The sequence below is a fragment of the Brachybacterium sp. UNK5269 genome, from assembly GCF_049266655.1.
Classification (GTDB): domain Bacteria; phylum Actinomycetota; class Actinomycetes; order Actinomycetales; family Dermabacteraceae; genus Brachybacterium.
In genome coordinates this window covers 837,253-848,730 of the sequence record NZ_CP184883.1, presented here as the reverse complement: position 1 = coordinate 848,730, position 11,478 = coordinate 837,253, and the positions used below count along the sequence as shown (strand labels likewise).

The following is an 11,478-nucleotide window of genomic DNA, read 5'->3' as shown; positions in this document are numbered from 1 at the left end:
CGGCCGGTGCCCTCGAGAGCCGGATCACACCCGGTCAGGCGGGGCGGGCCCCGAAGATCGCCGAACCGACCCGCACGATCGTCGCGCCCTCCTCGACGGCGATCTCGAGGTCCCCGCTCATGCCCATCGAGAGGTGCGTCAGCTCAGAGGCGCCGAGCTGCTCGCGCACCTCGTCGCGCAGGGTGCGCAGGCCGTGCAGGGAGGCCCGGACGGCCTCGTCGTCACTGGTGTTCGCCCCGATGGTCATCAGCCCGACGGGACGCAGGCTGCTGCTCGCGCACAGCCGGGCGACGATCGGTGCGACGGCCTCGGCGGTGGGCGCGAAGCCGCCCTTGGACTCCTCGCCGGAGGTGTTGACCTGGACCAGCACGTCCCGTCGCACGCCGGCGAGCTCGGCCCGGCGCTCGAGGGCGTCGGCGATGTCCTCGCGGTCCACGCTGTGGATCAGCTCCGCGAAGGCGACCACGTCCCTGGCCTTGTTGGTCTGCAGGCGCCCGATGAAGTGGCGGGGCACGCCGTTGTCCGCCAGCAACGGATCGGCGTGCTTGGCGATCTCCTGTGCGCGGTTCTCCCCCACCGCCACCCGGCGGTCCCGGGAGCGCAGCAGCTCGATCGCCGCGGCGATCTCCGCCGGGGTGCGCATCTTGGTGGCCAGCAGCAGCGTGATCTCGCGGCCGTCCCTCCCCGCGCGCTCGGCGGCGGCATCCAGGCGCGCGAGCACCTCGTCGAGACGGGCGGCCAGCGAGGCGTTCTGCTCGGAGCCCGGGGCGGTGTCATCAGCACGGAAGGTCATGCCCCCATTGTGGCCGAGCCCCGGCACCACTAGCTTCAGCACCAGCCTCAGCCACCGATCGAGGAGAGCGCGCCCCGATGAGCCCTGCCGAACGCGCACCGGATCCTTCCTCGACCCGTCGGGTCCAGGTCCGGCGCACCGTCGTCGTCCCCGCGGCGCCGGCAGAGGTGTGGGCGCGCATCGCCACCGCCGAGGGCATCGCCGACGAGCTGCGGCCGTGGCTGACCATGAGCATGCCGCGCGGGCTCGCGGCGCAAGGACTCACCGCCGACCTGGTCGGCCGTCCCCTGGGTCGGGCCTGGCTGCGGCTCGGCGGAGTGGTGCCCGTGGAGTACGACGACCTTTTCCTGGTCGAGGTCGATGCGCCCCGCCGCTTCCACGAGCGCTCCTCGATGGCCCTGGCCCGGTCGTGGGAGCATCGGCGCGACCTCGAGCCTGCGGGTCCGGGACACACCCGCGTCACCGATCTGCTCGTGATGGAACCGCGGCTGCCGCTGCCCCGAGCGCCGCTGCGCAGCCTGATCGACGCCCTCTTCGCCCACCGCCATCGACGACTTCGCCGCCACTTCGCGCGGTGAGGCCACCACCCCCGAGCAGGGTGCCCCCAGTGGGACTCGAACCCACACTGCGCCGATTTTAAGTCGGCTGCCTCTGCCGATTGGGCTATGGGGGCCGGGCAGCTGGACCGTGCGGTCCGCGTGCCTCACAGACGTCCCACCCTATGCTGGGATGCACCATGACCGCTGTGATCCGGTCCCTCGCGGACTCCCTGCGACGGTTCGGCGACGACCGCCTGGAGGCCCTGCTCGTCGCCCGACCGGATCTCGCCACGCCCCTGCCCCGGGGCATCGGCCCCCTCGCCGCGCGCGCCGCCGGGGTCACCTCGGCCCGCCGCGCCCTGGAGGCGCTGACCCTGCCGGAGCTGCACCTGGTCGAGGCCCTCGCGGTGCTTCCCGACGGCGCCACCCCCACCCAGCTCGCGGCGGCGGTCTCCGCCGACCCCGCCACCATCTCCCCTGCCCTCGAGCGGCTCACCACCCTCGCGGTGGTGTGGGGCGAGGACGACCTCCACCTGGTCCGGCCCCTGCGGGACGGACTGCGCACCCCGGCCGGACTGGCCGCCCCGTCGCCGCAGGACCCCCCGGCCGCGCAGGCCGCCCAGCTGGTGGCCGCGGCCCGGGAGGTGGCGCCCGAGGTGCTCTCGGCCCTCGCCTGGGGGCCCTCCGCGGTCGAGGGGCACGGCCGTCTCGCCGCGGTGCTGCTGGAGGCGGGGATCGTGGTGACCGACGGGAACGCCCTGCACATCCCCCGCTCCGTGCATCTGGCGCTGCGGGACGGCCGCGTGCGCCGCAGCTATCTCGCACACCGTCCCGCGCCCGACGGGCCGGCGCTCACCGAGCGGATCCCCGGCTCCCGCACCGCCCAGGCCGTCGAGCGCGCCTTCGAGGCCCTTCGCCTGCTGGGCACCGTGCGGACCTTCGACGAGGACCCCCGGGGGTGCTGCGCCGCGGCGGACTCCCCCAGCGCGATCTGCGCCGCCTCGCCGACCGCGCCGGGGCGCCCGTGCTCGCCGTCGCGACGGTCCTGCAGTCCGCCTGGCAGGCCGGGCTGATCGGGCACGACGGGCAGGAGTGGCACCCCACCAGGGACTGGGACGTCCACCGGCTGCAGGGCGCGGAGCTGCGCTGGGCCGAGCTGGTGCTGGCCTGGGCCCGCGGTCACCATCTGGCCGCGGTGGTGGGGACCCCGGACGCCTCCGGCACCGGGCGGGCGCTGCTGTCGGACCTCACCCGGCGCGACGGCGTGCGCACCCGGCGCGGCTCCCTGCTGCGCGCGCTGCGCACCACGCCCGGCGTGGACGCCACCGCGGACTCGCTGGTCGCCTCGCTGGCCTGGGCCTTCCCCCTGGTGCCGGCCGAGGTGCTGCAGGAGGAGACCTCCGCCGCGCTGGCCGAGGGTCAGGTGCTCGGGGTGGTCGACGGCGGCGCCCTGACGGTGCTCGGCCAGGAGCTGGTGCTCGCCCTGGACGAGGACATCACCACCGCCGACGCCCGCCTGGCCGCCGTCCTGCGCAGCAGCGCCCCGCCCCCGGTGGAGGAGGTGCTGCTGGACGCGGACCTCACCGCGGTCATCCCCGGCCGTCCCGCCGAACGGCTGCTGCCGCTGCTGGACTGGACCGAGGTGATCTCCCGCGGCGGCGCCCTCACCCTGCGCTTCAGCGCCGCCTCGGTGCGCCGCGCCCTCGGCGACGGGCGCGACGCGGCCGCGCTGCTGGACCTGCTCAAAAAGGTCTCCCGCTCCCCCGTGCCGCAGGGACTGGACTACCTGCTGCGGGACGAGCAGCGCCGTCACGGCCGCATCCAGATCTCCCGCGCCACCACCGTGCTCACCGCGGAGGCGGAGGTGCTGGACCTGCTGCAGGTCGCGCCCGAGGCCACGACGCTGGGCCTGCACCGGCTGGCGCCGACCGTCGCGGTGACCCTCTCCGATCCCGGTTTCGCGCTGCAGATGGCCCGACAGGCGGGTCTGGCCCCGCAGGCCGTCGGCCCCGACGGCCGGGCCGTGGACACCGAGCTCGCGCACTCGCTGCGGGGCGGACCCGTCGATCCCGACCTGGTGACCATCGACGGCCCCGAGCTGCGGGTGCCCGCCGCCGAGGCCGTGGCCCGAATCCGGGCCGCCGAGGAGGGCGGCGGCGACCTCTCCGTCAGCGACCGCCTGCTGGATGCGATCTCCCGCAGCGCCGAGATCGCGCTGGGCATCGTGGACGGACGGGGCGGCGTGGCCGTCAAGCAGGTGCGGCCGCTCTCGCTCGAGGGCGGCCGGCTGCGGGCCCGGGAGACCGGACGCGAGGAGGAGTTCACGGTGCTCGTGCACCGGGTGACGCTGGGCTGACCTGCGCGGGCCTGCGCGCCCATGGGGAGTCCTCCCCATGGCGGCTCCCCCCTGCGCTCACGGTACTATTCGGCTCGCCAGGGCCGGACGTCGTCAGCACCCGACCTGGGGCCCGGGCTCATGCAACCCGGGGATCGATCATCAGAAAGAAGGGGATTCTTATGACCGTACCCACCTCGGGCTACGACATCGAGAAGATCAAGAAGAACGCGCTCATCGCCACCATCGTCGGGTTCGTCTGCGGAAGTGTCATCCCTGGCATCCTCGGACTGCTCGGCTACCTCAAGGCTGATACGGAGCCGGAGACCGCGAAGAAGTTCACGAAGTGGGCGTGGATCTCCTTCGCAATCATCTGGGCTCTCTACATCCTGGGCATCATCGCCTACATCGTCTTCATCGTCGCCGTCGTCGCCAACTCTCCCGAGATGACGACGTACTGAGCCTCGGCCGAGCACCAACACGCGGCTCAGACGCGAGGAAGGCCCCGGACCTCATGGTCCGGGGCCTTCCTCATGGTCGGGCGGGGCGGGTGCTCAGCTCAGCGGCCGAGCCCCGCCCGCCGGCTCACCAGTCCTGCTTGGTCTCGCGACGGTCCTCGGACCACTCCACGTGGAAGGTGCCCTCGGCGTCGACGCGCTGGTAGGTGTGCGCCCCGAAGTAGTCGCGCTGGGCCTGGACCAGGGCGGCGGGCAGGCGCGCGGCGCGCACCGCGTCGTAGTACGACAGGGTCGAGGAGAACACCGGGACCGGGTAGCCGGAGGCGGCGGCGAAGGCCACCACGCGGCGCCATGCCGGGATGCACTTGGCGATCTCGGTGGTGAAGTACTCGTCGGCCAGCAGCAGGGCCAGGCCCGGCTCGCGCTCGTACGCCTCGGTGATGCGGTTGAGGAAGCGGGCGCGGATGATGCAGCCGCCACGCCAGATGCGGGCCATGTCGCCGAGGTTGATGTCCCAGCCGTACTCGTCGGCGCCCTTGGCGATCTCGTCGAAGCCCTGGGAGTAGGAGACCAGCTTGGCGGCGTAGAGCGCCTTCTGGAGGTCGTCGATGAACTGCGCGGGATCGGCGATCTCGAGCTGCTGCGCCTCGGCGGGCAGGACTGCGCGGCCGGCCTCGCGCTGCGGGACGGAACCGGAGACGGAGCGGGCGAAGGTGGCCTCGGCGATGCCGGTGACCGGGACGCCGAGGTCCAGGGCGGTCTGCACGGTCCAGGCGCCGGTGCCCTTCTGGGCGGCGCGGTCGAGGATCACGTCGACGAACGGCTGGCCGGAGGTGGCGTCGGTGTGGTGGAGCACCTCGGCGGTGATCTCGATGAGGAAGGACTCCAGGTCGCCCTTGTTCCACTCGGCGAACACGTCACCGATCTGCGGGGCGGACATGCCCAGCGCCTTGGACATGAGGTCGTAGGCCTCGGAGATGACCTGCATGTCGGCGTACTCGATGCCGTTGTGCACCATCTTGACGAAGTGACCGGCACCGTCGGCGCCGACGTGGGTGCAGCAGGGCTCGCCGTCGACGTGGGCGGAGATCTTCTCGAACATCGGGCCGAGGCGGTCGTAGGACTCCTTGGTGCCGCCGGGCATGATCGAGGGGCCGTTCAGGGCGCCCTCCTCACCGCCGGAGACGCCGGAGCCCACGAAGTGCAGGCCCTGCTCGCGCAGGGCGGCCTCGCGGCGACGGGTGTCGCCGAACAGGGCGTTGCCGGCGTCGACGATGATGTCGCCCTCGTCCATCAGGGAGGCGAGCTCGTCGATCACGGCGTCGGTGGGCTTGCCGGCCTTGACCATGATGATCGCGACGCGCGGCTTCTGCAGGGAGGCGACGAAGTCCGCCATGGACTCCGAGGGGTAGAACTCGCCGTCCGTGCCGTGGTCGGCGATGACCTTCTCGGTCTTGGCGACGCTGCGGTTGTGGATCGCGACCTTGAAGCCGTTGCGGGCGAAGTTGCGGGCCAGGTTGGAGCCCATCACCGCCATTCCGGTGACGCCGATGTCCGCGACATCGGCGGGGGACGGAGTGAAGCTAGCCATGAGGTCTCCTCAAATCGGGGGAACGTCGATCCGGCAGCAGCGCGTGGTCCAGCGATCGGCCTGCACTCGCTGCCGGGCCATCGCCGCCCATTCTAGGGATGAGCGCCGCTCCGGCGGGGAAGAGCCCGTCTGTTGCCATCGGACCCCGGTACCGTGGGGCGCCCGATCCGAGCCGGCTCGGGATCAACGATCCCTCGACGAGGATTCCCATGACGTCCTTCCCCCCGCCCTCCTCCGGCCCTGAGTACGGCGCACCGGGCTCGCACGGCTCCCCTGCCGGGGCGGCCCAGTACGGCCGGCCGGCCGGTGAGGCCGCCCATGGTCAGCCCGGGAGCGCCGGTTCCGCGCCGGTGCCGGCGCGGCCTGCTCCCGGCACCGACCTGGGCGCCGACCTCGGCGCCGCCCTGACGTTCACCGGCCGGGTGCTGCTCCGCAACCCCGCCGCATATCTGCTCTCCGCGCTCATCTTCTCGGTGCTGATCTTCCTGATCATCCTCGCGGCCGTGCTCGCCGGAGGCTTCACCATCGCCGCCATGGCGGAGTCCGCGGGCTACACGGACGAGCCCTCCTTCGCAGACCTGGCGCTGGTCTACGCGATCATCCTCGGGATCTCGGCCCTCGCCGCCCCGCTCAGCGTGCTGTGGCAGTCCGGTGCCGCTCGCGCCGGCGTGATGGTGCTCGACGGCGGGCGGCCGAGCGTCGGCCAGGCCCTGGCCGGTCCGCTGCGCGTCATCCTGACCACGCTGCTCACCGGTGCGATCATCGCCGTGGGCACGCTGCTGCTCTACGTCCCCGGACTGATCGCTGCGGTCCTGCTGTTCTACGCCGTCCCGGCCTCCGCACGCGGCGCCTCCCCCATCGCCGCCCTCGCGCAGAGCGCCCGCCTGGCCAAGGCCAAGCTCGGCACCACCATCGTGGCCTACCTGGTGATGATGGTGCTCTCGAGCGTCGCCGGCCTGCTGCCGATCCTGCTCCTGGCCCTGATCCCCTTCTACGTCCTCTTCCAGCTCGGGATGTACGAGCGGGTCAGCGGCCGCGCACTGCCCGAACCGGCCCGGGCCTGAGCCGGGCGCCCAGGAAGTTCCCGCGGGAACGTCCTGGGCGGGACGACCGATCTCACTCCGGTCGTCGGCCCCACCCGGCGTAGCCTGGCAGGATGACCGACGGCCCCCTGATCGTCCAGAGCGACAAGTCCCTCCTGCTGGAGGTGGGGCATCCCGCTGCGCCGTCCGCCCGCGCGGCGATCGCCCCCTTCGCCGAGCTCGAACGCGCCCCCGAGCACGTCCACACCTACCGCATCACCGACCTCGGCCTGTGGAACGCGCGGGCCGCCGGCTACGACGCCGAGTCCGTGGTCGCGGCGCTCGTGGACCACTCCCGCTACCCGGTCCCCCACTCCCTGCTCATCGACGTCGCGGACACCATGGACCGCTACGGCCGACTGCAGCTGCAGACGCATCCCACCCACGGCCTGGTCCTGCATGCCCTGGACCAGGCGGTGCTCGAGGAGGTCTCGCGGGCGAAGCGGATCCAGGGCATGCTCGGCGCCCGGCTCGACGAGCGCACGGTGCTCGTCCACCCCTCCCAGCGCGGCGCGCTCAAGCAGGCCCTGCTCAAGCTGGGCTGGCCCGCCGAGGACCAGGCCGGGTACGTGGACGGGGAGGCCCATGCCATCGCCCTGCGCGAGCAGGACTGGCAGCTGCGCCCGTACCAGGCGGAGGCGGTCGACGGGTTCCGCCACGGCGGCAGCGGCGTGGTGGTCCTGCCCTGCGGCGCCGGCAAGACCCTGGTCGGGGCCGGCGCCATGGCCGCGATGCAGCGGACCACGCTGATCCTGGTGACCTCGACGGTCTCGGCCCGGCAGTGGCGGAGCGAGCTGCTGCGACGCACCACCCTCACCGAGGAGGAGATCGGCGAGTACTCCGGCGCCTCGAAGGAGATCCGCCCGGTGACGATCGCGACGTACCAGGTGCTGACCATGAAGCGGAAGGGCATCCACCCGCATCTGGAGCTGATGAGCGCGCGGGACTGGGGACTGATCGTGTACGACGAGGTCCACCTGCTGCCCGCCCCGGTGTTCCGGATGACCGCGGACCTGCAGGCGCGTCGGCGCCTGGGCCTGACCGCGACGCTGGTGCGCGAGGACGGTCGCGAGGGCGAGGTGTTCTCCCTGATCGGTCCCAAGCGCTACGACGCCCCCTGGAAGGACATCGAGTCCCAGGGCTACATCGCCCCGGCCGTCTGCACCGAGGTGCGGGTGGCGATGCCGTCGGCGGACCGCATGGCCTACGCGATGGCCGAGGCGGGCGACCGGCCGCGCCTGGGCGCCGCGCATCCGGCGAAGATCCGCGTGGTCGAGCAGATCGCGGCGAAGCACCCGGGCGAGCCGACGCTCGTGATCGGCCAGTACATCGACCAGCTCGAGGAGCTCGCCGAGCAGCTGGGCTGCGAGCTGATCACCGGCCAGACCCCGGTGCGGCGCCGCCAGGAGCTGTTCGACGCCTTCCGGGCCGGGGAGATCTCCCGCCTGGTGGTCTCGAAGGTCGCGAACTTCTCGATCGACCTGCCGGAGGCCTCGGTCGCGGTGCAGGTCAGCGGCGCCTTCGGCTCCCGTCAGGAGGAGGCGCAGCGCCTCGGGCGGCTGCTGCGCCCGAAGGCCGACGGCCGCACCGCGCACTTCTACACCGTCGTCATGCGCGACACCCTGGACCAGGACTACGCCGCCCACCGGCAGCGGTTCCTCGCCGAGCAGGGGTACGCGTACTCGATCGTGGACGCCGACGAGCTGGAGGCGGCGGCCGACGGCAGCTGATCCCGGCCGCGCCCGCACCGGCCTCCCGAGCGGTCGGGGGTCGCCGGGTGCCCACTGGCTAGAGTGGAGCGCGCATCACGTCCCCGCGCACCGCCCTTCCCCCAGGAGATCGACATGACCGCCTCCGACGATCCCACCCGTCCCACCGGTTCCCCGACGGCCGACGCGCCGCTGACCGGTGCCCCCGGTCCGGCGCCGCAGCGGCCCGCCGATCCGACCACCGGCCGCCGCGCCGCCGAGCGTCCGTCGGCCCCGTCGCCGGCCGAGCAGACCTCCGAGCCGGCCACCGAGCCGGCCACCGGCGGCGGCAAGACCGCCGGCCTCTGGATCGCCCTGATCCTCGGCGCGATCGTGCTGGTGCTGCTGCTGATCTTCGTGATCCAGAACGACCAGAGCGCCCGCTTCATGTACTTCTCCGCGGAGTTCGACCTGCCGCTGGGCGTGGCGATGCTGCTCGCCGCGATCGCCGGGGCCCTGGTGATGGCCCTGGTCGGCTCGGTCCGGATGATCCAGATGCACTGGACCATCCGTCGGCTGCGCAAGGCGCAGGAGAAGATCCACCGCGCCACCCGCTGAGGCGGTCCAGCCCGCACCCAGCCGATTCCCAACCGCGAGGGAGACGGTAGGACCATGACTCCGACAGATTCCCACGACTACGAGGCCCGTCTCCTCGTCGTCGACGACGAACCCAACATCCGCGACCTGCTCGCGACGTCCCTGCGCTTCGCCGGCTTCGAGGTGTTCACCGCCGCCACCGGCAACGAGGCGATCCGCGAGGCCACCGAGCACCAGCCCGACCTGGTGGTGCTCGACGTGATGCTGCCGGACATGGACGGCTTCACCGTCACCCGGCGCCTGCGCGACCGCGGCGAGCAGTACCCGATCCTCTTCCTCACCGCCAAGGACGAGACCCAGGACAAGGTCACCGGGCTCACCGTCGGCGGGGACGACTACGTCACCAAGCCGTTCAGCCTCGAGGAGGTCGTCGCCCGGATCCGCGCCGTGCTGCGGCGCACCCACGGCGGCTCCGAGACCACCGTGGACAGCTCGCTGGTGGTCGGGGACCTGCGCCTGGACGAGGACTCCCATGAGGTCTACCGCGGGGACGTGACCATCGAGCTGTCCCCCACCGAGTTCAAGCTGCTGCGCTACCTGATGCTCAACGCCGGACGGGTGGTCTCCAAGACCCAGATCCTCGACCACGTCTGGGACTACGACTGGTCCGGCGAGATGGGGATCGTGGAGTCCTACATCTCCTACCTGCGCCGCAAGATCGACGTGATCGGCGAGCCGATGATCCACACCAAGCGCGGCATCGGCTACGTCCTGCGCGCCCCCGAAGGCTCCTGAGGGTTGGCGCTGCCGGCCCTGCGCGCCCAGCGGCCCGTGTCCCTGTGGACCCGGATCGTCGTGCTCATCTCCCTGCTGCTGGTCGCCGGCACCGTGATCACCGGCAGCCTCTCGCTGTTCCTGCTCAACCGCACCCTGATCCAGTCCGTCGACCACAACCTCCAGGCCGGGATGGGGGAGATGCTCGCGCTGGCGCAGCATGAGCTCGCCGGCGACGAGGACTCGGTCCGGGACTCGCCGTACACCCCGGTCGAGTACGCGGTCGAGATCCGCGACGAGACCGGTGACGCCATCGAGCGGGTCGTCGTGCACTACGGCCCCGGGGACCTCAGCGTCCCCTTCCCGGTGCTGTCCGACGAACAGATCCTGCAGCTCGGCGGGCGCCCCTTCACCGTGCTGGACTCCGCGGAGAACCGCTGGCGGGTGGTCGCCATGCTGAACTCCGGCCCCGAGAAGGGCAGCGTCTACGTCGCCCTGCCGCTGACCAGCGTGGACCGCACCATGCACGAGATGGCCCTGATCATCGTGCTGGTCGGCACCCTCGTGGTGCTGGTCGGGATGGGGCTGGGCGGGTACGTCACCCACCGGGCGCTCGAGCCGCTGCGGGACGTCGAGTCGACCGCCTCCCAGATCGCCGCGGGTGATCTCTCGCGCCGCGTGCCCGTGACCGACACCAGCCTCGAGGTGCACGCCCTCGCGCTGTCGCTGAACGAGATGCTGGTGCGGATCGAGCAGTCCTTCGCCGCGCAGTCCGCCTCCGAGGAGCGCGCCACCCGCTCGGAGGCGAGGATGCGGCGCTTCGTGGGCGACGCCTCCCACGAGCTGCGCACCCCGCTGGCCGCGATCCGCGGATTCGGCGAGCTGTACCGGATGGGCGCCCTGCGCAGCGAGGAAGACGTCTCCTCCGCGATGCGCCGCATCGAGGACGAGGCCCGACGGATGGGCTCGCTGGTCGAGAACCTGCTGCGGCTGGCCCGGCTCGACGAGAACCCGGACGTGGCCCTGGAACCGGTCGACCTCACCGACGCCCTCTTCGACGCCGCGCAGGACCTGCGGGCCCTGGATCCGGGGCGCCAGGTCATGGTGGTCTCGCTGTCGGGGACCCCGCTGTCCGTCCAGCCGCACCTCTCGATCGGGGTGCTGGGCGACGAGGCGTCCCTGCGGCAGGTGATCCTGAACCTGGTGGGCAACGCGAACCGGCACACCCCGAAGGGCTCCCCGGTGGAGATCGCGGTGGGCTACACCGATCCGGCCACGGTCCGCATCGAGGTCCGCGACCACGGCGAGGGCATCGACGACCATCAGCGGGAGAAGGTCTTCGAGCGCTTCTACCGCACCGACCGCTCCCGCGCCCGCGCGGCCGGCCAGGGCGGCGGCGCGGGCCTCGGCCTCTCCATCGCCGCCACCATCGTCCACCAGCATCGCGGCACGATCGGGGTCACCGAGACCCCCGGCGGCGGCGCCACCTTCTGGGTCGAGCTGCTCGGCACGGAGATCGCCCCCGACGCGCAGGTGCAGCCCGACCAGGTGCGGGCGCTGACGGTGGATCCAGCGGCCGGCGACCCCGCCTCCTCGGCCGGACCCGACGCCCACCGCTGAG

The 11,478-nt window shown here is 72.5% G+C and carries 11 protein-coding genes and 1 tRNA gene; 9 read left to right on the top strand and 3 right to left on the bottom strand.

Going from position 1 to position 11,478, the window contains the following annotated elements:
* Window positions 1-34: 34 nt before the first annotated feature.
* Entirely contained in the window at window positions 35-793 is a 759-nt protein-coding gene (locus ACOJUI_RS03855; protein ID WP_422116783.1) for a YggS family pyridoxal phosphate-dependent enzyme, read from the bottom strand.
* Between the two features lie 77 nt (window positions 794-870).
* Between ACOJUI_RS03855 and ACOJUI_RS03850 the strand changes: the two genes are divergently transcribed.
* Window positions 871-1,371: a hypothetical protein gene (locus ACOJUI_RS03850; protein ID WP_422116782.1), complete on the top strand. Its 501-nt coding sequence runs from the start codon at window positions 871-873 to the stop codon at window positions 1,369-1,371.
* Between the two features lie 21 nt (window positions 1,372-1,392).
* On the opposite strand, the gene ACOJUI_RS03845 is transcribed toward ACOJUI_RS03850, so the two are convergent.
* A tRNA-Leu gene (locus tag ACOJUI_RS03845) sits at window positions 1,393-1,466 on the bottom strand.
* A gap of 63 nt (window positions 1,467-1,529) precedes the next feature.
* On the opposite strand from ACOJUI_RS03845, the gene ACOJUI_RS03840 reads away from it, so the two are divergent.
* The 3 genes from ACOJUI_RS03840 (at window position 1,530) to ACOJUI_RS03830 (ending at window position 4,128) form a co-directional block, all read left to right on the top strand.
* The gene (locus ACOJUI_RS03840) at window positions 1,530-2,405 is read left to right on the top strand and encodes a hypothetical protein (RefSeq protein WP_422116781.1); all 876 of its coding nucleotides are present in this window, start codon (window positions 1,530-1,532) and stop codon (window positions 2,403-2,405) included.
* Entirely contained in the window at window positions 2,291-3,688 is a 1,398-nt protein-coding gene (locus ACOJUI_RS03835) for a helicase-associated domain-containing protein (protein ID WP_422116780.1), read from the top strand. Before ACOJUI_RS03840 ends, ACOJUI_RS03835 begins: the two co-directional genes overlap by 115 nt.
* Before the next feature lie 161 nt (window positions 3,689-3,849).
* On the top strand, window positions 3,850-4,128 hold the full coding sequence (locus tag ACOJUI_RS03830; protein ID WP_422116779.1) for a hypothetical protein: 279 nt from the start codon (window positions 3,850-3,852) through the stop codon (window positions 4,126-4,128).
* A 124-nt stretch (window positions 4,129-4,252) separates the two neighbouring features.
* Here ACOJUI_RS03830 and gndA read toward each other — a convergent pair whose 3' ends face one another.
* The gene (gene gndA, locus ACOJUI_RS03825) at window positions 4,253-5,716 is read right to left on the bottom strand and encodes an NADP-dependent phosphogluconate dehydrogenase (protein WP_422116778.1); all 1,464 of its coding nucleotides are present in this window, start codon (window positions 5,714-5,716) and stop codon (window positions 4,253-4,255) included.
* Window positions 5,717-5,925: 209 nt separating this feature from the next.
* Between gndA and ACOJUI_RS03820 the strand changes: the two genes are divergently transcribed.
* The 5 genes from ACOJUI_RS03820 (at window position 5,926) to ACOJUI_RS03800 (ending at window position 11,477) form a co-directional block, all read left to right on the top strand.
* Window positions 5,926-6,780, top strand: coding sequence for a hypothetical protein (locus ACOJUI_RS03820; RefSeq protein ID WP_422116777.1), 855 nt, complete (start codon window positions 5,926-5,928; stop codon window positions 6,778-6,780).
* 92 nt (window positions 6,781-6,872) lie between these two features.
* Window positions 6,873-8,528, top strand: a complete 1,656-nt coding sequence (locus ACOJUI_RS03815) for a DNA repair helicase XPB (RefSeq protein ID WP_422116776.1) — start codon at window positions 6,873-6,875, stop codon at window positions 8,526-8,528.
* Window positions 8,529-8,642: 114 nt separating this feature from the next.
* Window positions 8,643-9,104, top strand: coding sequence for a lipopolysaccharide assembly protein LapA domain-containing protein (locus tag ACOJUI_RS03810; RefSeq protein ID WP_422116775.1), 462 nt, complete (start codon window positions 8,643-8,645; stop codon window positions 9,102-9,104).
* A gap of 54 nt (window positions 9,105-9,158) precedes the next feature.
* Window positions 9,159-9,878 carry a response regulator transcription factor gene (locus ACOJUI_RS03805; RefSeq protein WP_422116774.1) on the top strand — a complete coding sequence of 240 codons (720 nt, stop codon included), beginning with the start codon at window positions 9,159-9,161 and terminating at the stop codon, window positions 9,876-9,878.
* Between the two features lie 3 nt (window positions 9,879-9,881).
* Window positions 9,882-11,477, top strand: coding sequence for a sensor histidine kinase (locus ACOJUI_RS03800; RefSeq protein WP_422116773.1), 1,596 nt, complete (start codon window positions 9,882-9,884; stop codon window positions 11,475-11,477).
* Window position 11,478 lies beyond the last annotated feature (1 nt).